The 25,027-nt window shown below is 57.3% G+C and carries 23 protein-coding genes; 8 read left to right on the top strand and 15 right to left on the bottom strand.

The genetic code is table 11. The features are described from left to right. Window positions 1–27 precede the first annotated feature (27 nt). The 3 genes from leuA to QZ869_RS02840 all read right to left on the bottom strand — a co-directional run bounded on the left by leuA (window position 28) and on the right by QZ869_RS02840 (window position 4,006). The gene (leuA, locus tag QZ869_RS02850) at window positions 28–1,737 is read right to left on the bottom strand and encodes a 2-isopropylmalate synthase (protein WP_296040436.1); all 1,710 of its coding nucleotides are present in this window, start codon (window positions 1,735–1,737) and stop codon (window positions 28–30) included. Window positions 1,738–2,054: 317 nt separating this feature from the next. Then, window positions 2,055–3,251, bottom strand: a complete 1,197-nt coding sequence (locus QZ869_RS02845; RefSeq protein ID WP_296040439.1) for a benzoate/H(+) symporter BenE family transporter — start codon at window positions 3,249–3,251, stop codon at window positions 2,055–2,057. 173 nt (window positions 3,252–3,424) lie between these two features. After that, entirely contained in the window at window positions 3,425–4,006 is a 582-nt protein-coding gene (locus tag QZ869_RS02840; protein WP_144621303.1) for an ATP-dependent Clp protease proteolytic subunit, read from the bottom strand. A 235-nt stretch (window positions 4,007–4,241) separates the two neighbouring features. Between QZ869_RS02840 and QZ869_RS02835 the strand changes: the two genes are divergently transcribed. Next, entirely contained in the window at window positions 4,242–4,832 is a 591-nt protein-coding gene (locus QZ869_RS02835) for a HupE/UreJ family protein (RefSeq protein ID WP_296102373.1), read from the top strand. 101 nt (window positions 4,833–4,933) lie between these two features. Then, entirely contained in the window at window positions 4,934–5,731 is a 798-nt protein-coding gene (locus QZ869_RS02830) for a DUF2076 domain-containing protein (protein ID WP_296102371.1), read from the top strand. Between the two features lie 98 nt (window positions 5,732–5,829). Here QZ869_RS02830 and queF read toward each other — a convergent pair whose 3' ends face one another. The 7 genes from queF to QZ869_RS02795 all read right to left on the bottom strand — a co-directional run bounded on the left by queF (window position 5,830) and on the right by QZ869_RS02795 (window position 12,112). Then, window positions 5,830–6,294, bottom strand: a complete 465-nt coding sequence (gene queF, locus QZ869_RS02825) for a preQ(1) synthase (protein ID WP_274101999.1) — start codon at window positions 6,292–6,294, stop codon at window positions 5,830–5,832. Window positions 6,295–6,297: 3 nt separating this feature from the next. Next, entirely contained in the window at window positions 6,298–7,215 is a 918-nt protein-coding gene (locus QZ869_RS02820) for a cation diffusion facilitator family transporter (RefSeq protein ID WP_296018002.1), read from the bottom strand. Window positions 7,216–7,341: 126 nt separating this feature from the next. Further along, window positions 7,342–7,731 (bottom strand): glyoxalase superfamily protein, encoded by a 390-nt coding sequence (locus QZ869_RS02815; RefSeq protein ID WP_296102369.1) that lies wholly within the window; start codon window positions 7,729–7,731, stop codon window positions 7,342–7,344. After that, a complete protein-coding gene (locus tag QZ869_RS21740) occupies window positions 7,673–8,248 on the bottom strand; it encodes a pyridoxamine 5'-phosphate oxidase family protein (RefSeq protein WP_367115308.1) in 576 nt (191 codons plus the stop codon). Before QZ869_RS21740 ends, QZ869_RS02815 begins: the two co-directional genes overlap by 59 nt. A gap of 117 nt (window positions 8,249–8,365) precedes the next feature. Continuing rightward, window positions 8,366–8,998 carry a LysE family translocator gene (locus QZ869_RS02805; RefSeq protein ID WP_296102365.1) on the bottom strand — a complete coding sequence of 211 codons (633 nt, stop codon included), beginning with the start codon at window positions 8,996–8,998 and terminating at the stop codon, window positions 8,366–8,368. A gap of 156 nt (window positions 8,999–9,154) precedes the next feature. After that, window positions 9,155–9,862 (bottom strand): TIGR02117 family protein, encoded by a 708-nt coding sequence (locus tag QZ869_RS02800; protein WP_367115306.1) that lies wholly within the window; start codon window positions 9,860–9,862, stop codon window positions 9,155–9,157. Between the two features lie 60 nt (window positions 9,863–9,922). Beyond that, window positions 9,923–12,112, bottom strand: a complete 2,190-nt coding sequence (locus tag QZ869_RS02795) for an anthranilate synthase (protein ID WP_296102363.1) — start codon at window positions 12,110–12,112, stop codon at window positions 9,923–9,925. 294 nt (window positions 12,113–12,406) lie between these two features. On the opposite strand from QZ869_RS02795, the gene QZ869_RS02790 reads away from it, so the two are divergent. Continuing rightward, window positions 12,407–13,354 carry an extensin family protein gene (locus tag QZ869_RS02790; protein WP_296102362.1) on the top strand — a complete coding sequence of 316 codons (948 nt, stop codon included), beginning with the start codon at window positions 12,407–12,409 and terminating at the stop codon, window positions 13,352–13,354. 50 nt (window positions 13,355–13,404) lie between these two features. On the opposite strand, the gene QZ869_RS02785 is transcribed toward QZ869_RS02790, so the two are convergent. Then, window positions 13,405–15,639, bottom strand: coding sequence for a TonB-dependent hemoglobin/transferrin/lactoferrin family receptor (locus QZ869_RS02785; protein WP_296102361.1), 2,235 nt, complete (start codon window positions 15,637–15,639; stop codon window positions 13,405–13,407). A gap of 361 nt (window positions 15,640–16,000) precedes the next feature. Here QZ869_RS02785 and QZ869_RS02780 point away from each other — a divergent pair, with 361 nt between their 5' ends. Then, a complete protein-coding gene (locus tag QZ869_RS02780; RefSeq protein ID WP_296102359.1) occupies window positions 16,001–16,522 on the top strand; it encodes a TIGR00645 family protein in 522 nt (173 codons plus the stop codon). 185 nt (window positions 16,523–16,707) lie between these two features. After that, window positions 16,708–17,448: a LuxR family transcriptional regulator gene (locus QZ869_RS02775; protein WP_296014490.1), complete on the top strand. Its 741-nt coding sequence runs from the start codon at window positions 16,708–16,710 to the stop codon at window positions 17,446–17,448. Window positions 17,449–17,556: 108 nt separating this feature from the next. Here QZ869_RS02775 and QZ869_RS02770 read toward each other — a convergent pair whose 3' ends face one another. The 4 genes from QZ869_RS02770 to QZ869_RS02755 all read right to left on the bottom strand — a co-directional run bounded on the left by QZ869_RS02770 (window position 17,557) and on the right by QZ869_RS02755 (window position 21,324). After that, a complete protein-coding gene (locus tag QZ869_RS02770; RefSeq protein WP_296102358.1) occupies window positions 17,557–18,756 on the bottom strand; it encodes a DUF2333 family protein in 1,200 nt (399 codons plus the stop codon). A gap of 104 nt (window positions 18,757–18,860) precedes the next feature. Beyond that, window positions 18,861–19,898, bottom strand: a complete 1,038-nt coding sequence (locus QZ869_RS02765) for a hypothetical protein (protein WP_296102356.1) — start codon at window positions 19,896–19,898, stop codon at window positions 18,861–18,863. Window positions 19,899–20,161: 263 nt separating this feature from the next. Continuing rightward, window positions 20,162–20,611 (bottom strand): pseudoazurin, encoded by a 450-nt coding sequence (locus QZ869_RS02760; RefSeq protein ID WP_296102354.1) that lies wholly within the window; start codon window positions 20,609–20,611, stop codon window positions 20,162–20,164. Between the two features lie 131 nt (window positions 20,612–20,742). Then, on the bottom strand, window positions 20,743–21,324 hold the full coding sequence (locus tag QZ869_RS02755) for a thymidine kinase (protein WP_296014495.1): 582 nt from the start codon (window positions 21,322–21,324) through the stop codon (window positions 20,743–20,745). 284 nt (window positions 21,325–21,608) lie between these two features. Between QZ869_RS02755 and QZ869_RS02750 the strand changes: the two genes are divergently transcribed. The 3 genes from QZ869_RS02750 to choV all read left to right on the top strand — a co-directional run bounded on the left by QZ869_RS02750 (window position 21,609) and on the right by choV (window position 24,481). Then, window positions 21,609–22,493, top strand: a complete 885-nt coding sequence (locus QZ869_RS02750; protein ID WP_296102555.1) for a choline ABC transporter substrate-binding protein — start codon at window positions 21,609–21,611, stop codon at window positions 22,491–22,493. A 93-nt stretch (window positions 22,494–22,586) separates the two neighbouring features. Beyond that, a complete protein-coding gene (gene choW, locus QZ869_RS02745) occupies window positions 22,587–23,438 on the top strand; it encodes a choline ABC transporter permease subunit (protein ID WP_296014496.1) in 852 nt (283 codons plus the stop codon). Continuing rightward, the gene (gene choV, locus QZ869_RS02740) at window positions 23,435–24,481 is read left to right on the top strand and encodes a choline ABC transporter ATP-binding protein (RefSeq protein ID WP_296040478.1); all 1,047 of its coding nucleotides are present in this window, start codon (window positions 23,435–23,437) and stop codon (window positions 24,479–24,481) included. Before choW ends, choV begins: the two co-directional genes overlap by 4 nt. Window positions 24,482–25,027: the final 546 nt, after the last annotated feature.

Here is a 25,027-nt window from a genome sequence, read left to right as displayed (position 1 = left end):
GTTACAGAGTGAGGCGAAGTACCAGCCTTACTTCGCCCGCTCTTCCAACACGCGGTTGGCGGCAGACACGATTGCCTCCAGCGAAGCACCCACGATGTTGGTGTTAATACCCGCGCCGAAGAGCTTGCCGCCCGGGTGCTCCATTTCCACATAGGCGATGGCCGATGCGTTGGAGCCGTGCTGCAGCGAGTGTTCGGAATAGTCGTTCACCGACAGATCAATGCCGAGATAGGTGGACAGCGCGTTGATGAAGCCATCGATCGGACCCGTTCCCTTGCCCTCGATCCGCTTCACCTCGCCCTTGTCCATGATTTCGGCGGCCACGACGCGCACGCCCTTGAAATCGCCTGCCGGATAGGTGTGGTGATCGACGAATTTCAGGCGTGCATTGGACTGCGTCACATAGCGCTCCATGAAGCGTTCATAGATGCGCTTGGCTGGCAGTTCCACGCCTTCCTCATCGGTGATGCGCTGAATGTCCTCGCGGAATTCCACCTGCAGATTGCGCGGCAGGTTGAGGCCGTAATCCTCCTGCAGGATATAGGCGATGCCGCCTTTGCCGGACTGCGAGTTGATACGGATGATCGCCTCGTAGGAACGTCCGACATCCTTCGGGTCGATCGGCAGATAGGGCACTTCCCAGACCGGGTGATTGGCAACCTTGATCGCCTTCATGCCCTTGTTGATCGCATCCTGATGCGAGCCGGAGAAGGCGGTGTAGACCAGCTCGCCGACATAAGGGTGCCGCTCAGGGATCGTCATTTCGTTAGAATATTCGTAGACGGCCTTGATGCGCTCGATATCGGTGCAATCCAGTTCCGGGTCCACACCTTGGGTATACATGTTCAGAGCCAGTGTCACCACGTCCACATTGCCTGTGCGCTCGCCATTGCCGAACAGCGTGCCTTCCACGCGGTCGGCACCGGCCATCAGGCCGAGTTCGGTGGCCGCGATACCCGTGCCGCGGTCGTTATGCGGATGCAGCGAAATGATGACGTTTTCGCGGTTGTCGATGTTGCGGCACATCCACTCGATCTGGTCGGCATAGATGTTGGGCGTTGCCATTTCCACGGTGGAGGGCAGGTTCAGGATCAGCTTGTTGTCGGCCGTCGGCTTCACGACGTCGATCACCGCGTTGCAGATCTCCAGCGCCACTTCCAGTTCTGTGCCGGTGAAGCTTTCAGGCGAATATTCGAAGCGGTAACCGCCGCCGGCCTTCGCCGCCATGTCGGTAATCATCTTCGCCGCATCGACGGCGATCTGCTTGATGCCATGGACGTCCTTGCCAAATACCACGCGGCGCTGCAATTCGCTGGTGGAGTTGTAGAAATGGATGATCGGGTTCTTGGCGCCTTCCAGCGCCTCGAAGGTGCGGGTGATCAGTTCCGGGCGGCACTGCACCAGGACCTGCAGCGACACGTCATCGGGTACATTGCCCTCTTCCACGCACCAGCGGGCGAAGTCGAAATCCGTCTGCGAGGCGGACGGGAAGCCGATCTCGATTTCCTTGAAGCCCATGTCCAACAGCAGCTTGAACATGCGTGCCTTACGGTCATGACCCATCGGATTGACCAGCGACTGGTTGCCGTCACGCAAATCCACCGAACACCAGATCGGCGCTTTCTCGATGGTTTTGCTTGGCCATGTGCGATCGGGAATGTTGATGGTGGGATAGGGGCGATATTTGACGCCGGCTTCAGGCATGCCCTTGGAAATGGTGTTTGTCTTCGCGTCCATCGTTTTGCTCCTTCAAGCATCCGCGGGCTGATAAGCCACTGGCAGACGCCGTGCCCTTGGTCGGGCCTTAAATCCAGAATGAAATGAGATTTCGAGTTGAGGAGCATTGGCACCAGCGGGCTTTCGGCCGCCGGGCGCTCCTCACTGGACCCGGCAACCGCGTGTAAGGTCGAGGCTAAGAAGCGAGAGTGCACCGCACGGCGAAGCATTCGCAGAAATCTGCGCGCTCATGCCGGAAAAGGTCTCGGTGCAATTGGTCATGCATTTTCTATAAACAGCGGTTTTTGATCTGACAAGTAATCTTCTGCCGTCACCCGTCATTTTAGAGAACGCGCTCTTATAGCGACCACCGCCCGCTGAAGCGCCATCATCAACCCTCCTCCAAGCAGTCCCCAGAAAGCGCCGGAAATCCCCGCGAAGGAAAGCCCGGACGCTGTTACGAGAAATGTAATCGCTGCCGCTTCGCGTGTTTCCGGCTCCTTGAAGGCTGCAACCGCCGAACCCGAAAAGGCACCGACGAGTGCAAGCCCCGCCACCGCCTGGATAAGAATGGGCGGCGCCAGCGCAACGAAAGCGGTGACGACACCGGCCAGCAGGCCAAGGATGATGTAGCCGACACCGCCAATGATTGCCGCCCAGTAGCGGCGCCTGGGATCGGGATGGGCATCCTCGCCCGCACACATCGCAGCGGTGATCGCCGCAAGGTTCACCGCATGGCCACCAAAGGGTGCCGAAAGAATTGAGAAGAAGCCTGTCGTGGCAAAGAGTGGTCCGGGCTGCGGATCGTAATGGTTGACCTTTAACACCGCGATGCCGGGAATATTCTGAGACGCCATGGTGACGATGAAAAGCGGCAGGGCGATGGAAACCACGGCATGCAGGCTGAAACTCGGCGTCACCCATTCCATCGGCGGTGTAAGCGATTGCGCCAGCGCATCGAAAGCCCCGGCGGGAATGTCCACACCAAAGATCATCACCAGCACGAACGCGACAAGCGCTGCTGGCACGGCAAAAAGGCGCTTGAACGCGCCGACGACGATCCAAGCCAGAATGATCGGCAGACCGAGTGCGGGATTGAAGCCGATGGCCTTGATCGGCGCAAAGCAGAGACCAATGATGACGCCGGAGAGCATGGCATTGGCAAGCGGTGCCGGAATGGAGGCCACTGCCCGACCGAGCGGCTTGAACAAGCCTGCAATGATGATGAACGCGGCACAGATGATGAAAGCACCCACCGCTGCCGGAAAGCCGCCTTCGATGACACCCGTCGTCGCCAGAAGTGCAGCACCCGGCGTAGACCATGCAATGCTGACCGGCAGTCTCGTCGCAACCGACAACACGATGGCGCAAAGCCCCATGGAGACGGACAGCGCCATCAGCCCCGATGCCGCCTCGAAATCCGTTGCGCCGACAGCCTTCAAGCCCTGCAGCACCACGGCGAAGGAGCTGGCAAAGCCGACGAAAGCCGTGAGGCAGCCCATGAACAAGGCTTGAAGGGAGAAATCTTTGAACATGGCCTACCCGCATAATATTTCGCTCAGAGGCTGACCAAAAAACGCAGAGTCGTGCAAGGCCGTTGCAGGCATTCCGAGTACCTTCCGGCATTCTCGCTTGACCACAAAGCAAAAGCCCGCGCCAGCTTTCACCGGCACGGGCTTTCATTTACATCGATACGTCGCGAAGTCCGTCAGACTTCCGACTGGTGCTCGACGATCTTGCCGACGAGACCATAGGAGACGGCATCGTCTGCGCCGAGCCAGTAGTCGCGATCGATGTCCTTGGCGATCTTTTCTTCCGTCTGGCCAGTGGCCTTGGAGAAGATCTTGATTAGGCGCTGGTTCATCTTGATGATTTCGCGAGCCTGGATTTCGATATCGGAAGCCATGCCGCGCGTGCCACCGGAGGGTTGGTGCAGAAGGAAGCGGGTGTTGGGCAGGCAAAGACGACGTTCCTTCGGCACCGATACGTAGATCAGCGCACCAGCAGATGCGACCCAGCCCGTGCCGATGATATAGACCTTCGGCTTGATGAACTTGATCATGTCGTGGATGCTGTCGCCGGACTCGACGTGGCCGCCTGGCGAATTGACGTAGACGCGGATGTCGTCATCGCTTGCAGCAGCAAGGGCGACAAGCTGCGTGCAGACCTTCTGCGCCAGTTCCTGGGTAATCCCGCCATAAATGAAGATCGAACGCGACTTGAAAAGATTCGCTTCCGTTTCCTTACCGATCGGCAGTTCCTTGCTCTTGTCGTCTTCTTCTTCGTTCATACGGACGGTCTCCAACATAATTCAGTACCTATCGGACATAGTGTGATTTGTGTCGTAAAACAATGAGCGAAAAAGACAAGGCGAGGAACTGCTTAATAAAAGCGATCAATCCATGGACCACCGGCAAATGCCGCATGGACAGGCTCTTCTGAATCGACATATCGTTGGCTGCGATAAGGTGTGACCGTTATCCCAAGGACGGCCGGCACCCGACCACACATTAGAAGAGGGAACGATGTTCAAAAGACTTATTCTTGCCGGCGCCAGCCTCGGTGCCACCACCCTGCCCGCTTTTGCCCACCTGAACCCGGAAGAGCACGGCTCCTTCATGGCCGGCGTGTCGCATCCGCTTTTCGGCGCGGACCATATCCTCGCCATGGTGGCGGTTGGTCTTTGGGCATCGCAGATCGCCACGACAGATGGCCGCAAAAATGCATTATGGGCCGTTCCGGCAGCCTTCGTCGGCACCATGGCAGTGGGCTTCTTCCTGGCTGTCTATGGTGTTCATCTGCCTTTCGTCGAGCCTGCCATTCTCGCCTCCGTTATCGGCCTTGGCCTTCTGGTGGCCATGGCAGCCAAAGTGCCGACCATTGCGGCAGCGGCCATCGTCGGTGTCTTCGCGCTCTTCCATGGCCATGCCCATGGCGGTGAACTCGGAACGGCGGGCGCGCTGCAGTTCGGCATCGGCTTCATGATCGCCACGGCACTTCTGCATCTTGCCGGCGTGGCCCTTGGTCTGGGCGTCTCGCGCTTCGGTTCCACCGCCGCCCGTATCGCTGGCGCCCTGACAGCGCTCGCCGGCCTCTCCCTTGCCTTCGGCGGATGAGGTATCGGATTACAGAAATGTAAGAAATCGGGGCTTTGAAAAATCCGATTTGAACTCTACCTCCTTGGTATGCGTTTCTCGACATGCCAAGGAGGCAAGAGATGTCACCAGAAGAAACCCAACTGCTCAAGGGCCTGTTCGACAGAATCAGGACCGCATCGTCCACCCCGCGGGACCCTCAAGCGGAAGCGCTGATAGACCAGTCGGTTCGCGATCAGCACTACGCGCCTTATTACCTTGCACAGGCCGTGATCGTGCAGGAAAAGGGCCTGGAAGCCGCAGCCGCCCACATCAAGCAGCTTGAAGAGCGTATCCACCAGCTCGAATCCGGCGCCGGCGACCAGCAGCGCGGCACCCAGGGCGGTTTTCTGAGCTCCATATTCGGCACCAACCAGCCGCAGGCGCCCGCTCCTGCACCAACCCCACAGCCGCCACAACCGCAGTCGACCTACCGCAACGACATGTCCGGGCAGACCGCTGGACCCTGGGGTAGAAGTCAGGATGCGCAGCAGCCGAGCGGTCCGTGGAGCCAGCAGGCCTCCGGCTTCGGACGCGCCAGTGGCGGAGGCGGAGGATTCCTCCAGGGTGCGCTTGGCACTGCAGCGGGCGTGGCCGGCGGCATGCTGCTCGCCAATTCCTTGAGCGGAATTTTCTCCAACCACATGGCCTCATCCGGCTGGGGATCGCCATTTTCCGGCGGCAACCCGGTTGGCAATGCGCCGGTCGAAGAAACCGTGATCAACAACTATTACGGCGACGACCCACAGCAGGCCAACGCCGATAACAACGACAATGACGTCCAGCAGGCGGACTATACGCCGGACGACAACGACACGAGTTATGACGATAGCAGCAACGACATGGACTTCGACTCAGGCGACGATAGCTCTTTCGTCTGAGCCTCTATGAAGCCTGTGCCAGAACTCCCGTAGCCTAACAATCCAAAGCGTAGACGCCACGATTTCTAGGTAACCAGCGGAGATTGCTGGACAGGCTGTCAGCCGCGACCGCGATAGGTCGCTACACCTTGATCCGGCAGCCAGACGCCTTCGGGCGCTGGCCCGGTCTGCCAGAAAACATCGATCGGGATACCACCGCGCGGATACCAGTAGGCGCCGATGCGCAACCACTTCGGCGACAGCAGGTCGACGAGGCGCTTGGCGATGTAGATCGAGCAATCCTCGTGAAATGCGCCGTGATTGCGGAAGGAATGCAGAAAGAGCTTCAGAGACTTCGATTCCACCAGGAAATCACCCGGAATGTAATCGATGACGATATGGGCAAAATCCGGCTGTCCGGTCATCGGGCAGAGCGAGGTAAATTCCGGCGCAGTGAAGCGCACGACGTAATCCGTTCCCGCATTGCCGTTCGGGACGCGCTCCAGAACGGCACTTTCTGGATTTTCAGGGGCCGCGACCTGCGCGCCCAGCTGGGACAGGCCGGAAACATCCGTCACTGACATGGCTTAAACTCCTGGTTCTAAAACATTGACGCGGACGCCATGGGCCTGTTCGCTTTCAGGCTCGACGTGAATGGCAAGCGTGGCGCCGGGTATCACGCCCCTTATGGCATCTTCAAGGCGATCGCAAATCTCATGCGCCGCGCCCACCGACATGCTGGCGGGCACGACGACGTGAAAATCGATGAAAGCCGCCGCCCCTGCCCTGCGGGTCTTCAAGTCATGCACATTGAGCACGCCAGCGGAATTTTCCGCGATCGCCTTCTTGATCGCCTCGTCCTCCTCTGGCTCCACCGCCTTGTCCATCAGCCCGCCGAGCGAATGGAGAATGACCTTGGAGCCCTGGATGAGAATATTGATGGCAACCAGAATGGCGAGCAGCGGGTCGAGGATCGCATAGCCCGTGACGATCGCCAGCACGAGGCCAATCAGGACACCGATCGAAGTCACGACATCCGACATGATGTGATGACCATCGGCCGTTAACGCCGGCGAAGCATGCTTGCGACCGACGCGGATCAGAATGGTTGCCCAGACGGCATTCAGTCCGCCCGCAAAGGCGTTGATCGCCAGACCTAGCACCGGCGCCTCTGGCAAGCGCGGCTCGAACAATCCGCCCCAGGCTTCCTTGACGATCAGGAGAGCGGCCACGACGATCAACACACCTTCGACCACGGCAGATATATATTCCGCCTTGTGATGGCCGAACTGGTGATCGTCATCGGCAGGCTTTTGCGCATAACGGATGACGAAATAGGCAATGAAGGCCGCAACCACGTTGACGGTCGACTCCAGACCGTCGGACAAAAGCGCGACCGAGCCCGTGACCCACCATGCCGAGAGTTTCAGTCCAAGGACGAGAAACGAAAACGGAATGCCCCAGAAAGCCAGCTTTCGGACGAGAGCGTTACCTTCAGCATTCATGACGAAACCCCGTGCAGATGCAAACGAATTGCAGAAATGACCCTTAAAACGCACGAACCGCCCGCACGAGGGTTCGTGCAGGCGGTTCGCTGTTGGCGCGTTCTATGATTTAATCTGACCGCAGGGTCAAGCGCTTTTCGCCTCTTGCCGCTCGCAGAAGCGGATGCGGTTGGCGAAAGGATCGGTCACCTCCATCTGCAGTCCCCAGGGCAGCGGCTCGATGCCGGGCCTCATGTAGGTGTAATCTTTCACCGCAAGCTCGCGCTGGTAGGCTTCCACACCGACAGTCTCGACAAACACAGTCGAACCAGGCGTCGCATCGCCATGGTGCCCGCTTAGGTGAAGGACGAGGCCTGCACGCGAGACCTGCATGTAGAGCGGAAAATTATCGCCAAAGCGATGCTCCCAATCCACCGAAAAGCCGAGGAAGTTGACGTAGAACTCCCGCGCCTTGGTCTCATCGAAGATGCGCAGGATGGGGCAGACGCGGGTGAAGGATGGTTTGTCGCTCGACATGAAAACTCACTTTCCGAACATCAAAACGCTTGCTTGATCGAGGCGCGCAGACACATCTGCCAGCCGGGCCGGATCGGATGGGCGCGACACCATAGGTTTGATAGGCGCTCGCCATCCTCTCGCCATCGGTTCGATCCGGGAAAAGCCGATAGCTTGGCGCCAGGATACGGGAAACCTTCTCCATCTGGATGGAGATAATATGGCGGATGGGAAAATCATCGCCCCCCATTTGCAACAACCGCGCGCCAACAGTGGAAAAATCAGTGTCGTCTGGCCCGATAATCACAGCCTGGCCCGTCACTTTGAAGCCACGCTGGCGAAAGACGTCGATGAAGCTGACGCATACCGCAGGGTGCGCGCGGATATTTCGAACAGTATTGCTGAAGGCAATGTCAGCCACGACGATACGATCGTCACCAAAGGAGGAAAAGATTTTCTTCGGCGTGACATTGGGCGTCCCATCGGCATCGACGGTTGCCAGCCAGCATAGAACCGAGTTGGCGATATCGGTTCTCATCGCGTCATTGATCTGCAAATTTTGCCGTGCTCCATTCACGATGGGGCTCCGATCTCAGGCTGCCTGAAATGGATTGCCACCGGTCGGCTTCGATCCGACCGCCATCTGCCGCGCTCGCTAAACCCTGCTGAGCAGCAGTTTGATGCCTGCAAAACCAAAGAACAGCGCCAGCGTCACCTCAATGGAACGCTTGGCTTTCTGATAAATCCGGATTGCGGGTGCCGTTGAAAATAGCAGGGCATAACCGCAGAAGATCACGAGGCCGAGCAACGCGCACCCGCAGATAATCGCTGCAAGCGTTGCAGGCCCGGCGCCGGGTTTGAGGCCAAGCGACATGATGGCGAGCCACCCCAGAACCGCCTTCGGATTGGTGAGGTGCAGCAGCAGGCCACGGCGATAAAGCTTGCCATAATCCGCCCTGCTGCTTGTCGCAATGCCGGGCTCAGCCTGCGGAGCCTTGGCAAAGGCAGAGCGTGCGGATTTGTAGGCGAGATAAAGCAGATAGAAGCCACCGGCGATCTTGATGACGAAGAGCGCATTGGCATAGGTGGCGAGCACAGCCGATAGCCCCGTCGCGGCAATAGCCGCCCAGGTGAGAGAGCCCGTCATGACCCCAAGCGCGAGCACGATGGCCGGCGCCCTGCCCTGGCTCATAGCGTTCCCCATGATCGTCATATTGCTCGGACCTGGGCTCGCAACTGCGATGATATAGGCGACATAGACGATCAGCAGTTGGTGCAAGTCGAGCATTTGTTGGACTTTCTCTGCGCAGGGCTTTTGTGGCGCTATGTCATCCGAGCGATGGGGCCGTGTCAATTCGCGGGGAGACGAAGTGTTGCGGCGGAGATGTCGTTCAGGACCGAGGGATATAAGCCACAGAATTCACCGGCTCGACTGTCGCTATCGCTATCTGCCAACCGGAAGAAACCCTGCGGAAAAGACGCCCGCATCATTATGCAACCGCAAAGACGCCGTCAGAAGGCGCGGCAAGGGCGTCCACCAACCGGTGCTCACGCCCGCCTGTCGAAGCGCGGCAGCCGTCCAGATATTGCAGCCCACCAGCACATTGAACCAACCTTCGGCTTCAAAAAACGCATCGTCCTTGCCGTAGGACTGGCCGGGAAGCGGGACCTGCTCGCCATCCGCCTGGGAAAAACTCGCGGCAATGAAATCGATCAGTCTTTCATATCCCGGAGCAGACAGATCAACAGGCAAGACGCTGGGGTCGGCAAGAGCGATATCGCCAGCCAGCGCCACATGCATGACCGAACGGTCAAGGGTAAGGCTCTTCAACACAGGCATCGGTCGCAGATCGGCCCATGTGGGTGTCTGGGTGTAGAATGCCCGCCCGCCCCAGCCGAAGACGATATAGCGAAGACCAGGATGATCGATCTCGAGATCGGCATCGCGCAGAAAGGCAAAGCGCGACAACAACTCCGCATCCGCCGGCACCGCGATATCGGTGTGGATGGGGTTGCTGAGAACCAGGATACGGCGGGACGTCTCGCCGGTGGTGGTCTCACTGTGCGTAAGTGGTCTCGGCACAGCCACGCCAAGCGCAATGCCGATGAAGCCCAGCAAGAAAACCAGAAATATATATTTTAGGACTTTCACCAGCGCTCACGCAAAGCAGGAGACATGGCGGCGTCCAAAGACGCCGCCAAGGATTTGTAATCAGGCAGCCTTGGTCTTTGCCTTGCGCACCAGATGCGTCACCACGTTCTCAATCATCCGCATGCCGGCATCGCCGCCGAGCGTCATGATCGATTCCGGGTGGAACTGCACCGCCGCGACCGGCTCCTTCGTGTGCTCGATCCCCATGATCGTGCCGTCTTCGCTTTCCGCCGTGATCATGAAATCGCGGTGGAGCGTAGCAGGGTCGGCAAAGATGGAGTGGTAGCGACCGACCGTTACTTCGCGGCCAAGGCCGGAGAAGACGAGACCGGGTTCCAGCACGCGGATGCGCGAGGGCTTGCCATGCATGGGAATTGCCAGTTGGCGCAACTCGCCCCCATAGGCTTCCGCCAGCGCCTGAAGCCCGAGGCACACGCCGAAGATCGGCAGATCGCGAGAACGCGCAGCCTTGATCGTCGCCTTGCAATCGAAATCGCTGGGGTTGCCAGGTCCAGGCGACAGAACCACGAGATCCGGCTGGAAGCGCTCGAAGATTTCTGCCGGAACGGGCGTGCGTACGGTGGATACCGTTGCACCCGTCTGGCGGAAATAGTTGGCGAGCGTATGCACGAAGCTGTCTTCGTGATCCACCAGCAGGATTTTCACACCGGTTCCGACCTTTGCGGCATCACGCTTGCCGACGGTGGAGTTCTGGGCTTTCGCATCGCGAATGGCTGCAATCATGGCCGATGCCTTCAGTTCGGTTTCCGCTTCTTCTTCCTGTGGAATGGAATCGTTCAAAAGCGTCGCCCCTGCTCTGACTTCTGCAATCCCATCCTTGATGCGGATGGTGCGCAGCGTCAGTCCGGTGTTCATGTCGCCATTGAAGCCGACCATGCCGATGGCGCCACCATACCATGCGCGCGGGCTCTTTTCATGCTTCTCGATGAACCGCATGGCCCAGAGTTTTGGCGCACCGGTGACGGTTACAGCCCAGGCATGGGACAGGAAGCCATCGAAGGCATCCATATCGTCGCGCAGACGGCCTTCGATATGGTCCACCGTGTGGATGAGGCGTGAATACATCTCGATCTGGCGGCGGCCAATGACCTTGACTGAGCCCGGCTCGCAGACGCGGCTCTTGTCGTTGCGGTCGACGTCCGAGCACATGGTCAGTTCGGACTCATCCTTCTTCGAGTTCAGTAGCTTGAGGATCTGTTCGCTATCGGCAATCGGGTCGTCGCCGCGCTTGATGGTGCCGGAAATCGGGCAGGTCTCGATACGGCGGCCGGAGACGCGCACGAACATTTCCGGCGAGGCGCCGACCAGATATTCCTGATGGCCGAGATTGATGAAGAAGGAATAGGGCGACGGATTGATCGCCTTCAGGCGACGGGAAATGGCCGATGGATTGCTGTCGCAGCGCTCCATGAACTTCTGGCCCGGCACTACTTCGAAAAGGTCGCCACGGCGGAAGCTTTCCTTCGCCTTCACCACCAGTTCGGAATATTCGCCAGGATGATGGTCGCCACGCGGCGGGATCGTGTCGGTTGTCTTGAACGGCTCCTGCGCGGTCTCTTCCGACTTGCCGAGTGTGGTCACACCGGCCTTTTCGAAATCGTAGCGATCAATCCAGGCCTTGGCGGAATAGTGATCCACCACCAGAATTTCATCCGGCAGGAAGAGAACCATATCGCGTTGATCTTCCGGGCGTTGCAGCGAAAGCTTGATGGCGTCAAACTGGAAGGCAAGATCGTAACCGAAGGCACCGAAAAGGCCGATGGCGGAATCCGCGCTGGAATAGAACAGATCGACAATGGCGCGCAGCGGCGAAAAGACCGTCGGGATCTTGGAACGCTCTTCCTCGGTAAAGACACGGTCCGGCTCATTGACCATGAGATCGAGACGGCGAGCCGTCAATGCACCCAGCGTCAGATCCGGTGTTGCTTTCAGCTTCTCTGCAATAAAGGACAGCAACACTTCGCCGCGACCATTATAAGCCTCGATCCACATCTTGCGGCCGAAGGAGGAAATGCCAAGCGGCGGATCGATGATCGCGGTATCCCAACGGGTATAGCGGCCAGGATATTCGTAATTGGATGAGAAGACCGCGCCGCGACGGGAATCAAGACCGTCGACATAGCTGTCGATCGCGCTGGCATAATCGGCGGCGCGACGCGTGCGCGAGACCTTGATGCCGCCCTTGGTCTGGTAGGTTTCCGAACCGTCATCCTGAGTGATTGTAACCATTTACTTGCAGTTCCCGTTTTTTAGACCCGTTGATGACCGGCGGCAAAATAACAAAAAAGCCGCCTGAAATTTCGGGCGGCTTGGACGTGTCGTGTGAACATGACTGGTCAAGGCCGCCTTAGCTGCCCCACCACCAGATCGCAATGTTCTTCGACGTTGTGTTCATGGATGAAATTGTTAGCGGCAACAGGCGTCCTTGGCAAGCGGATTTGCGGGCACGCCTGAACCGGATGGCTCATTGGCGCGTTGTCGCTTTCGCGCAACCAATTGCGCAACAGGGGGCGACAGACCAACATGCTTCAACGTTTCTTCATTCTGGCCGCGGCATCCTTGCTGATCGCTGCATCCGAACCACCCAAACAGGTTCCAGTTCCAGAAGCCAAACCTCAGCAGGAAACGCCTGAACAGCCAACCTCACCGAGGAAAGGCGAGGCCTCGCAAGAGCAGGTCCAGCCCCCGCCGGAAAACACGGTGCCAAAGCCGCAGGACAAACCCGAGACCCCAAGCTCTCAGGAGGCTGTACCGGCAGGGAGCGATAAAGCCAGCGAGACGGCTAGCGAGAAGAAATCGGAGGATGGAAAGCAGGAGACGGACAAAGCCACGGATGGAAAGCCTGCCGACGGCAAACCAGTCGAGGAAAAGAAAGCCGAAGAACCCGCGCCCGAACCAGTGAAGCAGGAGAACCCGGAAGAGCTGAAAGCCTGTCTGTCGCAACTGAAAGAACTTGGCGCCGAGTTTCGAGAGATCGAGCCAATCAAGGGCGAGGAAGATGGTTGCGGCATTGCCTCGCCGCTGGAAGTCGCCGCGGTGCTGCCCGGCATCAAGCTCGAGCCGAAGGGAACGATGCGTTGCGAGGCAGCGCTCGCGCTTTCCCGCTGGACGAAGGACATCGTCCTCCCCACCGCCAAAATCGCCATGCCCGACCGCCAGGTCACAGCCTTTGGAAACGCCTCCACCTATATCTGCCGCAACCGCAATAGTGCGGCCACGGGCAAGATGTCCGAACACGCCAAGGGCAATGCCGTCGACATTGCCACGATGACATTCGACAAGGGCGAACCTCTGGTGATGAAACCGAGGGCCGAAGACGGCACCATGGAAGGCGCCTTCCAACGCTCCATTACCACCGCCGCCTGTTTGTTTTTCCGTACAGTCCTCTCCCCCGGCAGCGATGCCACCCATCAGGACCATCTGCATTTGGACGTGCTGGAGCGGAAGGGCGGGTATCTGTACTGCCGTTGAAATGACATGGGCGACCGAGGCCGCCCATTCCATGATTAAAGACGAGCGGCTTAGAATTTCTGTGTCAGAGAAATTTTGAAGCTGCGGCCCGGCTCGGAATAGAAATCAACAGGCTGGTTACTGCTTGAGACGGTATTCGGATTGACATCACGAACACCCACTGCGTTCCAGTATTTACGGTCGAACATATTATAGACCCCGGCCTGAATGCGAAGCCCTTTGGTCTGCGTCGGCTCCCACCAGGCAGTCACGTTGGCGATGCCGTAACCGCCAGCATCGAAAGTCGCGTCATCATGGTCATCACGCATCCCTCCCGCAAATATTCCTGTTAGTTCCGTTCCCCAAGACTCATCAGAGTAACCGATACCAACAATCGATTTGACCGGCGCTACCGTGCGGATCAACTCGTTCGTGTCAGTATCCTTTCCATAGGCGTAGGCAAGAGAAGCATGCGCGAAGAAGCCGTTGGAAAACTCGTGTCTCACCTTTGCCTCTACGCCTGAAATCTCCACGTGCGCGCGATTAATATAGGTAAACAAGGAGCCCGTTGGGCTACCACCCGGGCCGGGAAAGAGCGATGTGGTCGTCTGATCCTGCTCTATGAAGTTCCGATATTTGTTATGGAAAGCAGTGATGCCCCCGGTTGTATCACCGTTCTGATATTTCGCTCCGACTTCGAAGCCATTGCTGGTTTCCGGTTCGAGATAGGGATTTCCCACCACTGCATAACCGCGGGCGATATTGGGGAAGCTGAGATAGAGTTCGTTGACTGTGGGAGCACGGTAAGCGGTGGACCATTGGGCGAAAACCTGAACCTCCGGCGTCAGATCGTAACTCGCCATCAGTTTCGGAGAAAACCGTGAGCCATTGCGATCCTGGGGCAGTCCGAGAGTGGCGTAGGACGGATGAGTAGAGATATCGCCCGAGGGATCGTAATCGAAGTAATCGAAACGGATGCCGGGTGTCAGGCGAAAGCCGCTCGTGCCAAAGGCGATTTCGTCCTCTGCGTAAAGGCCGAGGCGATTGCCGTTGACATGCGGAATATCCGCCGAAGACGCCGCGGCGGAAGAGCCGGTGACAGAGGTGAACCATTCCTTGAAATCAAAGGTCGAGGCATCTCCTCCGATGCGAACGGTGTGGTCGAGACTGCCCGTATCGAACGTGGATGTCAGACCGCCGACGAGCCCGAAGGTACTGTCGCGCATGAAGTCTTCGCGCGCGATGGGCTGGCCGTTGAGTTGCAAACCTCCAGAACCGGACTCTTTCGATAAAGCCTGCCAGTAAGCGGTCAATCGCGCCGTGTCGATCACAGCGTCCGCGGATGGCGCCTCGAACTCGTAATCGAGAGACAGCCGTTCACGCAGCGTATCGTCGTAACCGGAATACGCACCAGGCAGATAAGTGCCGTGCAACGTCTTGAGGTCGGTATCACTGTTCATCTGGTAGCGTTCCGCCGTAATGCCGATGCGGTGGCCTCCCTCCAGATCCTGGCGAAGCTTGAACATCAGATTGTTCTGGTCGTAATCGCCGGGGTTTGGCTTGGTCCTGCGGATACCCAAAATGTCAGCGGTGCCCTTATTGTCTGTTTCATGCCCCCGCTTGTAGGATCCCTGAAACAACACGGACGTGTTCTCGATCTTGCGCGCGACTGCAAGTGTACCGCCTGCGCTTCTGTCCTCGCTATCATAGGTCGTTTTAGCCACTCCGCCCCACTCGCGTCCTTCACCGATCAGGTCTTCCGGCTCCAGCGTTCTCAGCACCAGTGCTCCGGCCAATGCGCCTGAGCCTACGCGGCTGGAATCGGACCCGCGCAGAATATCGACGGCAGATAACGCAGAGAAATCGAAACTGGAGGCCCCGCTGCTCATTGTCGAGGTTGCCTGCCCTGAGCGGGCGAAATTCTCAAAGAATGGAACGGGGATGTTGTCAACGAGCGTCGTGACGCGCGCGCCTCCCAGACCACGAACAAACAAGCCGCCAATTTTGCCAGGCTTCGGCGCAATAAAATCGACGCCCGGCTCAGTCGTATTGCCAAGGTCGCTGAGGCTGCCAATATCTTTCTTGCGGATCTCTTCCGCAGTCGTTTCGCTGGCGAATGGAGTGTCGGACGACACGGCGTTCCCAGGCTTCGTCCGCGCACCCTTGATAATGATTCGTTTCAGCACGGTGGGTTGTTGATCGTCCTGTGTGGGTGCGGTCTGCGCCTCTGCGGCAACGGTAGTGGACAGCACAAGCGCAAGCGCCGTGCAGACGAACAAGGCGGACTGAGAACCGCGGATAAGCATGATTGACCCCCTGATGACGAGCGGCAAGAAGCACGCGCGGCGGTGCGCGCTACAGCCTCGGGCTAGCTCGACGGATATGTGCTGAAATGTGACGGCTATGCCGTGAACGGAGGAGTAGAAAACATGATAGTTCGAGTCAACATAATAAACATGATAATAATTATCATCATTTAGCCGGATGCAATCTGTTGCGATAATGTGACACTAGGCCGGAGACCAGTTGCATACGGCTCAAGCGCCAAAAAACGCTGATAACCAAGATTTGCGAACACCACTGACTTGAAGATCAATTTCTTCCGCCTAGATCACCGCTCTACGATCGTCAACGTATCGCAACGCAGGCCGGAGGCGCCCCGCCAATATGAAATCACTTGAACTCATTATCGAACGGATCATTCTTTCAAGCCGCTGGCTTCTGGTCGTGTTTTACTTCGGCCTTGTCGCAGCTCTCGGCGTTTATGCCTTTTCCTTCATCCTGAAGTTTCTCAAGATCGCGAAAAACGTTTTCGTCTACACCGACGCCGAGATGATCCTCGCCATGCTGGCCTTGATCGACGCCGCATTGGTAGCGAGCCTGATCGTCATGGTGATGATCTCAGGCTACGAAAACTTCGTCAGCCGTTTCGATGAAGCTGACGATCAGGTCTCGTTCCTCGGTAAGCTGGATGCAGGCAGCCTGAAGATCAAGGTCGCCTCGTCCATCGTCGCTATCTCCTCCATCCATTTGTTGCAGATTTTCCTGAACGCCAACCAATATTCCGACAGCAAGCTGATGTGGTTCACCATTATCCATCTTGCCTTCGTTGTTTCGGCGGTAATGCTCGGCTTCCTGGAAAAGCTAATGAACAAGCAGAAAGCGCCCAAGGTCGACCCCGACTTGTGAAGCCCTGCTCCGGCAACGCTTGTGAAGGTCCCACACCATAACGCTCGCTGCTTGCTTTTCGGCAACCAGCGAACGGTTATTCAAGTTTAAACGATTAAAAGAATCCGCGGCACATTCAAATGTGTGACTATTGGAAGTAAGGGGTGGAATTTTGTGGTGATTGATATATGCCTCAAGCATAACATATGAGCGCATTGAATGTGGTTAAGATGACGACATTGGAACGGCAGTCACTATTCAGTCAGGAAATCTTGGCTTCTCAGAACCGTTCCGATTGGTTGAAAACTGTCTCCGCCATGGCGCAGACTCTTGGCTTCTCGCACGTGACGTTGATGAAAGTACCGTGCACGGAGGAAAAGCTTCTAGCCCCTATTATCCTCGAGACGACACTACCTGCCAGCTTCATCAGGGCAATGGACGAGCATTCCACGCTGCTGGAATGTCCCATCCTGGGAAAGATCGCCCACTCGTCGATACCGCAGTACTGGTCTATGCGCGAAGAGGTCTTTTCGTCCTCGGTTTGCCAAGTCATCAAAGATGGATTGGCACGACAAGGCATTGACACGGGCGTGATCGCACCGATCAATTTTCTGAACGGCCGTCGTTACGTTTTGCGTTTCGAAGGTCGGGCGCCAAAGCCAAGCCAAGCCGTCCTCAACGAAATCGGCATCATCTCCATCCACGCGTTCGACGTATACGACCGCGTTCGCAAGGCTGAAATGGCGGTGCCGAGATCCTTGACGAAGCGGGAGATCGAAGTCATTCGCTGGACATCCCACGGCAAAACGTCGTCCGAGATTGGTCAGATCCTGTCTCTCTCGGACCACACCATCAATGCCTATCTCAACAATGCCATCAAAAAGCTCGACTGCGTCAACAGAACGCAGCTCGTCGCCAAGGCGATCCGGCTGAAGGTCATTAGTTGAGCGTCTGCAAACCTTTTTAAAAAGCAAAATATCGCAGCTCGACAAGGACTTAGACCTTAAACACTGACCGCCCTCCCGATGAAAACTCACCGGAAGCGCGATCTCAGTTCAGCGGTCAAGGACGGAGCGCAGTTCCACTAGGTTAGAGCGCACTCTCAGCACGTAAAAACCCATCGTCGCAAGATGCGAAGGCATGATCCATCCGCTTTCGTCACCATTTGAGATAACGAATGGTTGTATCCGAAGAGCTGCCCGCGTCTGCGCCAGCGTATCGTTCCATAGGCTTGTGACATTGCGCTCGCGAATGACCTGCTGGAAATCCACGCCCGCCGCCGAGAGGATGCCGTAATAACCGTAAAGCTGGCCATAGGCGAACCAGAAGCGATCATCTGCGCGTGTGTCGAACCAGCCGCCATTGTAGTTCTCGGAGCGTTCACGAAGGATTGCGGACGTGCCGCCGATATCGTTGGCGATACGATCGATGAACTGGATCAAATTGTCCGCGCGCGTATCGAAAACCGAGGTACACTGGCTGAGGCTGACATTGAACTTGCGCAGGCTCTCCGCCGCTGAACGATAATAGCTTGGCGTTGGCGTCTTCGGACCGAAGGGGCTCAGACCGAAATACCAGGAATATTCGTCATATTGCAGATTGCCGCGAGCATTCTGAAGGTCGTTATTGATGCCAGAGGTACCGCGAACGCGACCGAGCGTATCGACCAGCTCTACTGCCGTGCGGCGAACCGCCTGGTTTACACCGCGCTGGAAAGACGCCTTGTTATCGAGAAAAGGCGTGCTGTCCCAATCCATGCCGAACAATCCGAGCTTGTACAGCAGCATCGAGGATATCCAGGCATTTTGGTCGACATTGAAGTCGATGAGACCTGCCGCGACATCCACCGTGGCGGAAGGCTGGCAGCTGCGCGCAGACGACGCTGGCGCTACCGGAGCCGCAGCAGCTGTCGTTGCTTCGGCCGCAGGCTGCGCGCCGGTTTGCGCTTGGGGCACAGTTGCCGGAGCGGCTGGCAGTTCCTGCCCGGCGCTAACGGTACGGGTCGAAAGCTTGTAATCGTCGACATAATCCGGATTGAAGTTCTTCCAGACCTGGGTTTGCCAGATGAAATAGCCATAAAGACCAAAAAGCAGCACGAGACAGACGGCGAGCGGCGCCTGTATCATCCATGTCCGTTCGCCCGCGTGGCCCCGCCGGGCGCGAAACGGCCAGATCAGCGCTGCGCCGATGACGGAAAGGCCCCTTCCAAACGCGCTGAAAATGCGCCGAAAAAACGCCAAAACGGAATCAAGCATGCTCACCTCTCTCGATTGTCATCGGACGGCCAACCCCTATCTGAGTAAGACGCCATCCTCAAATAGGTGCGCGCTGGAGCGTTGCAAAGCGCGCAGCCATCTTTTTAGGTCTGACCCGTGCTTTCAATGGCGACCACGCGAGCGCGCGCGACCCTGTAACGACGCGCAAAGGCATCCTTCACCGGCATCCGGCGCTTATCGATATCATCGAGCGTGATGGTATTATGGGCGTGTATTCTCAAAAGATCGAGAAGATGCGGTCGCGGGACATTGTCCACCTGGGATATATCCTGCATCAGCCCGTCGAGCGTCATCGTTACTGCGCCGTAGAGTTGAATGGCGCGCTCCATATCCAGCACCAGAATGTTATAAAGCGTTGCATGCGCTGAAAGGCGCTGGGTGGCTTGCTGCGAAAGAGCTTCCTGTAACAGAATATGCTCCTCGAGCCGTTCATGGCGCGCCCTCGTCAGGCGATAGTCCCGCTCTTGCTCCTCAAGCGTGAGAGAAAGCGCCTCGCGCTCGGCCTCCAGCACCACCCGCCGCTTGTCATCCGTAACGCTTCCCAACTTCCATTGCACGGTGGCCAGGGTCGCGTTGATCTCTTTGAGCCGCTGTCGCCCGGCTTCAATCGTCGTTGCCGCTTCCCGACGCTTTTCCATAAGGTCGACCAGCGGCGTTTCACACTTTTCATGAAGGTCGGACGCAGCGCGTTTCTCCTCCGACAGAAGTGCGGCCACATCATCGCACAGAAAAAGCAATCGCTTCAGCTCCTGTGCGATGGCAAGTTTTTTCACCCGCTCGGCCCTCAGTTTCATGGCCTTGCTGCGGGAAAAGAATGTCATGAGCTTTTCATAGCGCGTACGCTCACTGGCCGCGTGAAAGCTTTCAAAGGCTTTCTCGATTTCGCCGGACAGGGAGAGTGTGAGATTGGCAAAATTTTTCTCGGCGTCGTCATAACGCGCCAAGACCGCATCGAGAGCCTGCCGCTCGGCACTATCATCGCGCTCCTCTTTGACGGCGACATTCCCTGTTACGGAAAAGCGCTTGAGCCGCTCAAGCAGATCAGCCTCGGCCAGGCGCATCGCGCTCACTGCCGCCTTGACCTTTTCAATTTCACCTTCCAGTGGCGGCGTCTTCGCCATGGCGTTCCTCTCCCCGAATCGAGTTGGCACTAAAGCATGATCCAGAAAAAAACGCGCAAAGGTTTTGCGATAACGCCATGCATTCAACAGAGAATCGAAGCTGGGAGCGTATCTGAAAAGATGGCGACGCGCCCTGTCGTCCTTGAACCAAGCACCGTGCTTTCCAGTAGGCCCCTCGCTTCCATTTATCCACGAAAGGCCCGATCTCTACGCGATGGATTAAAGGACGAGCGCATCACCACACCGTCGAGCGGTGCGCAGCCTCACAGATTGAGCTTAGCCAGCTCCGCGTCCAGGCGATCGCGTGCCTTCTTCGGCATTTTTCCCGCCTTGACCGCATTGAGATTGCTCGGCGCATCGCCAACAACCACCAGCGCCACCATGCCCATGCCAAAATGCGGCGTGCATTTGAAAACGTAGGCGCCCTCTTTCTCCACCGTCACCTTCAGCGCCTCGTTCATCTTACCTTTGGCCTCGGCAACGCCATCCGGCAACAACTCCTTGATCGAGGCGGCGTCATGGCCCTTGTCGACTGGAACGAAGGTGATCACATCGCCGACATTCGCCTTGACCGCTGCGGGTTCGAAGACCATGGCCTCGCCATCCGCCCCCTTGTTCAGCATCTTGATCTCGATCTCGGCAGCCGCAGCCGGAAAGCTAAAGATGCCGGCAACGACTGCCGCGGTGAGAAGGTGAAGAACCCTGTTCTGCATTGCGCTAACTCCTGAAAGGGAACCGCTCGATGCGGTCCGTCGGCAAAAGGTCCTACGCCTGAACGAGCGCTGCCTCTTTGACCAGAGTCAAATTGCGCGTGATATCCTGGCGCCGTGCCAGAAGCGTGCCTTCACTCGCCCTTCACCGCTTCGACCCAGTGGCGACGGCAGAAGGAAATATATTTTTCATTGCCGCCGACGTCGATCTGGGCACCTTCCTTGACGACCGCGCCGCCTTCGTCGAAGCGCGCCACCATGGTGGCCTTGCGACCGCAATGGCAGATGGTCCGGATTTCCCGAAGCTCATCCGCGATGGCGAGAAGTTCTTTCGATGCGGGAAAAAGCTTGCCCTGAAAATCCGTGCGCAGACCGTAGGTCATGACCGGAATATTGAGTCTGTCGGCAATATTCGCCAACTGCCAGACATGGTGCTCCGAAAGGAAGTTCGCCTCGTCGATGAAGACGCAAGCCACCGGCTCCTCCGAGTGCAGTCGCGCAACTTCGGCAAAAATATCCGTGCTGTCTTCGAAGATCATCGCATCCGATGACAAGCCGATGCGCGATGCGACCTTGCCCACACCCGCCCTGTTGTCGAAGGCTGCGGTAAAAATGAGCGTACGCATTCCACGCTCCTGGTAGTTGTAGGAGGCCTGCAGAAGCATGGTGGATTTTCCGGCATTCATTGCCGAATAGTTGAAATAGAGCTTCGCCATCATGGCCTCCGATCCAGGTTTGTGCTCTTTTGCCCCGCACGCAGAGCGGAAGGAAGGGTGCAAGCGCAAAAGTCACAGCTTTCGCTCCGCTCGTCGCAGCCGGTAGCCGACAATGTCGCAAACAGCGCCATTGCCCACGCAAATACGCATGAGTTGATTGTGATTGGCGGATATTGATAATGATAAGGGAACAAAAAAGGGAGTAAGCAATGCTTGCACAACATCGACGCTGTCTGGTTCTTGCCGCGGCAGTCTCCGCAATCGCAGTCCTTTCCACGAGCGCCATGGCGGCTGAAGCCGAAAGCTGCGGAACGGTTCGCTTCTCGGATGTCGGCTGGACCGACATTACCGCAACCACAGCCACCGCATCTGTTATCCTGAAAAGCATCGGCTACGAAACCGACGTCAAGCTTCTCTCCGTTCCGGTTACCTACAATTCTCTGAAAAACAAGGACATCGACGTCTTCCTCGGCAACTGGATGCCGACGATGGAAGGCGACATCAAGCCTTATCGCGAAGACAAATCCGTCGAAACCGTGCGCGAGAACCTGACTGGCGCGAAATACACACTCGCCACAAATGCCAAGGGTGCCGAACTCGGCATCAAGGACTTCAAGGATATCACAACCCATAGCAGCGAACTCGGCGGCAAGATTTACGGCATCGAGCCCGGCAATGACGGCAACCGCCTCATTCTCGGCATGGTCGAAAAAGATACCTTTGGTCTGAAGGACTTCCAGGTGGTGGAATCCTCCGAGCAGGGCATGCTGGCGCAGGTAGCACGCGCCGATAAGGCCGGTGAGCCCATCGTGTTCCTCGGCTGGGAACCCCACCCGATGAACTCCAACTTCAAGCTGACATATCTAACCGGCGGCGATGACGTCTTCGGCCCGAATCTCGGCGGCGCGACGATCTACACGAACGTTCGCAAGGGTTATCTGGATGAATGCCCGAATGTCGGCACCTTCCTGAAGAACCTGCAATTCTCGCTTCCGATGGAAAACGAGATCATGGGCAAAATCCTGAATGACGGCATGGAAGGCGAAGCCGCAGCCACCGCATGGCTGAAGGCCAACCCGAGCGTTATCGAGCCATGGCTTGCAGGCGTGAAGACCAAGGACGGCAGCGGCGATGCGCTGGCGGCAGCCAAGAAGAATATCGGCCTGTAACGGCCGGTAAATTTCCTATCACGCCCGGCTTCCGAACGCTTGAGCGTCGGAAGCCGAATAAATGAACCCGTTCACGAAAGGCAAAATCTTACCGTGGAATGGCTCAGTGCACCCCAAAATCGTTTACCGGTCGGTCGCTATGCCAAAGAGGCAATTGACTGGCTGACCACAAATCTTTCTTTCTTTTTCGATTGGTTAGCCTTTATTTTCGGAAGCGTCATCGACGCCATCCTCTATGTCCTCCAGGCGCCCCACCCCCTTGTCATAGTAGCGATACTGACAGCGCTCTCCGCCTGGATGAGACGCTCGATTGGCATGCCGCTCTTCACAGCCCTCGGCCTGCTTCTCATCATCAATCTCGGATACTGGAAAGCAACGACCGAAACGTTGGCGCTCGTGATCGCCGCAAGCTCGGTCTGTATGCTGATCGGCATTCCGCTTGGCATCCTCGCGGCTCGGCGAAAATGGGTCTATAGCGTCATGCGCCCCGCGCTGGACCTGATGCAGACGATCCCGACCTTCGTTTATCTCATCCCTGCACTCGTGCTTTTCGGACTGGGCATGGTACCGGGCCTCATCGCAACCGTGATCTTCGCGGTCCCCGCTCCCATCCGCCTCACACGTCTGGGCATCATTTCCACGCCGCCGGCGCTGGTGGAGGCCGCAGTGGCTTTCGGCGCAACGCCGTCACAGGTCTTGCGCAAGGTCGAACTGCCCTTCGCTATGCCGCAGATCATGGCGGGCCTGACCCAGACCATCATGCTATCACTGTCCATGGTGGTCATCTCGGCGCTCGTCGGCGCAAACGGTCTTGGCGTGCCTGTCGTGCGCGCTCTGAACACCGTCAACATAGCGATGGGCTTCGAAGCGGGTCTTTGCATCGTCATCGTCGCGATCATTTTGGACCGGCTCTTTCGCCTGCCAGGCTCGGAGGATGAGGCATGAGTGACGCAATCATCTTCGGAAACGTCGATATCGTCTTCGGCGACAATCCCAGCGCCGCCCTCCCTATGATCGATGCAGGGCGAACCCGCAGCGACATCAACAAGGAAACCGGCCTGGTCCTTGGCGTCGCCAATGCCTCGTTGTCGGTCAAGGAGGGCGAAATCCTCGTCCTCATGGGTTTGTCGGGCTCTGGCAAATCGACCTTGCTACGCGCCGTCAACCGGCTTGCCCCTGTGGTGCGCGGCAATGTCAGCGTCAAGACCGACACCGGCTTTGTCGATCCCTACATGGCATCGACGAAGGTACTGCGAGACCTTCGTGCACGCACCGTATCGATGGTCTTCCAGCAGTTCGGCCTTTTGCCCTGGCGAAATGTGGCTGACAATGTCGGCTTCGGGCTGGAGCTTTCAGGCATGCCGGAAGCCGCACGCAAGAAGCGGGTGGCCGAACAGCTCGAACTCGTCAATCTGTCCGACTGGGCCAACCGCAAGGTGGGTGAACTTTCGGGCGGTATGCAGCAACGCGTTGGCCTTGCACGGGCCTTTGCGACCGGTGCGCCGATTCTTCTGATGGACGAGCCGTTTTCAGCTCTCGATCCCTTGATCCGCAGCCGTCTCCAAGATGAGCTTCTCGAGTTCCAGAGCAGGCTGAAGAAGACGATCCTCTTTGTCAGCCACGATCTCGACGAGGCATTTCGCATCGGCAACCGCATCGCCATGATGGAAGGCGGTCGCATTATCCAATGTGGCACGCCGCAGGACATCGTTCGCAACCCTGCCAATCAGTATGTCGCGGATTTCGTTCAGAACATGAACCCGATTTCCATGCTGACGGCAGCAGATGTCATGCGGCCTGGCGTAACGGCAGAAACCGGCAACATGCCGGTCGTTGCGACCGCCCGTCCCTCTTTGCCGCTGGTCGATATACTGGACGCGATGGCAAAACAGCCAGGCACCATCGGCATTGTCGAACACGGCGCGGTTATTGGCACGATCGGCCCGGAGGATATCGTTCGCGGTTTGACGCGTCATCGCAATCGATGATGTCCTCGCGGCAAAACGATCAGCGGCCTAAACCGAAGAGCTGCCTTGACACGAAGAAGCAGAGCACCACAGATCAAGCGGTGCTCTGCAGGCAAACAACAGATCGCAACGCCTGAAGATGACTGAGCGCGCTGTCCAAAGACAGATCAAACAAAAATGACAATCGCCCAAGCACGCAAGAGTAGAACCCACCCGCGCGTCACACCGAGGACCCGGTTCTACCTGAGATGGGTTAGCACTTGATTTTAGGCGGTCATGACACCAAGCCTAAAACACCGATGGTGGAGCCCAAAAACTGCCCAAAAACAAAAAAGATCATTTGACCGTCTGTTTGGCGATAAACATTTCTTATTTTTCATCTGAAATGCCGAAATTCAGAAAATGATGCTAAAAAATACACCGACCAAACCGAAATATATTATTCAACAAAACACTAATAAAGAATAGCCTTTACCTTAGATTTAGGTATATACAGTCCGGGTTCCGCATTGATACACTATCACCTATTGGGGGCATTCGTGCCTCAGGGGAGTGGCCAAGGGGCGG

Source organism: uncultured Agrobacterium sp., assembly GCF_913777885.1.
Taxonomy (GTDB): Bacteria; Pseudomonadota; Alphaproteobacteria; order Rhizobiales; family Rhizobiaceae; genus Agrobacterium.
Note: the sequence above shows the minus strand (reverse complement) of the source record. Positions and strands in the feature narration are given on the sequence as shown.

Coding starts and splice junctions, on each gene's coding strand:
- QZ869_RS02760 (WP_296102354.1), bottom strand. CDS start 20,611: ATGCAGAACAGGGTTCTTCACCTTCTCACCGCGGCAGTCGTTGCCGGC.
- QZ869_RS02785 (WP_296102361.1), bottom strand. CDS start 15,639: ATGCTTATCCGCGGTTCTCAGTCCGCCTTGTTCGTCTGCACGGCGCTT.
- choV (WP_296040478.1), top strand. CDS start 23,435: ATGAGTGACGCAATCATCTTCGGAAACGTCGATATCGTCTTCGGCGAC.
- QZ869_RS02805 (WP_296102365.1), bottom strand. CDS start 8,998: ATGCTCGACTTGCACCAACTGCTGATCGTCTATGTCGCCTATATCATC.
- QZ869_RS02780 (WP_296102359.1), top strand. CDS start 16,001: ATGAAATCACTTGAACTCATTATCGAACGGATCATTCTTTCAAGCCGC.
- QZ869_RS02795 (WP_296102363.1), bottom strand. CDS start 12,112: ATGGTTACAATCACTCAGGATGACGGTTCGGAAACCTACCAGACCAAG.
- leuA (WP_296040436.1), bottom strand. CDS start 1,737: ATGGACGCGAAGACAAACACCATTTCCAAGGGCATGCCTGAAGCCGGC.
- QZ869_RS02755 (WP_296014495.1), bottom strand. CDS start 21,324: ATGGCGAAGCTCTATTTCAACTATTCGGCAATGAATGCCGGAAAATCC.
- QZ869_RS02790 (WP_296102362.1), top strand. CDS start 12,407: ATGCTTCAACGTTTCTTCATTCTGGCCGCGGCATCCTTGCTGATCGCT.
- QZ869_RS02840 (WP_144621303.1), bottom strand. CDS start 4,006: ATGAACGAAGAAGAAGACGACAAGAGCAAGGAACTGCCGATCGGTAAG.
- QZ869_RS02775 (WP_296014490.1), top strand. CDS start 16,708: ATGAGCGCATTGAATGTGGTTAAGATGACGACATTGGAACGGCAGTCA.
- QZ869_RS02845 (WP_296040439.1), bottom strand. CDS start 3,251: ATGTTCAAAGATTTCTCCCTTCAAGCCTTGTTCATGGGCTGCCTCACG.
- QZ869_RS02820 (WP_296018002.1), bottom strand. CDS start 7,215: ATGAATGCTGAAGGTAACGCTCTCGTCCGAAAGCTGGCTTTCTGGGGC.
- QZ869_RS02770 (WP_296102358.1), bottom strand. CDS start 18,756: ATGCTTGATTCCGTTTTGGCGTTTTTTCGGCGCATTTTCAGCGCGTTT.
- QZ869_RS02835 (WP_296102373.1), top strand. CDS start 4,242: ATGTTCAAAAGACTTATTCTTGCCGGCGCCAGCCTCGGTGCCACCACC.
- QZ869_RS02750 (WP_296102555.1), top strand. CDS start 21,609: ATGGCGGCTGAAGCCGAAAGCTGCGGAACGGTTCGCTTCTCGGATGTC.
- QZ869_RS02765 (WP_296102356.1), bottom strand. CDS start 19,898: ATGGCGAAGACGCCGCCACTGGAAGGTGAAATTGAAAAGGTCAAGGCG.
- QZ869_RS02815 (WP_296102369.1), bottom strand. CDS start 7,731: ATGTCGAGCGACAAACCATCCTTCACCCGCGTCTGCCCCATCCTGCGC.
- QZ869_RS21740 (WP_367115308.1), bottom strand. CDS start 8,248: ATGAGAACCGATATCGCCAACTCGGTTCTATGCTGGCTGGCAACCGTC.
- QZ869_RS02830 (WP_296102371.1), top strand. CDS start 4,934: ATGTCACCAGAAGAAACCCAACTGCTCAAGGGCCTGTTCGACAGAATC.
- queF (WP_274101999.1), bottom strand. CDS start 6,294: ATGTCAGTGACGGATGTTTCCGGCCTGTCCCAGCTGGGCGCGCAGGTC.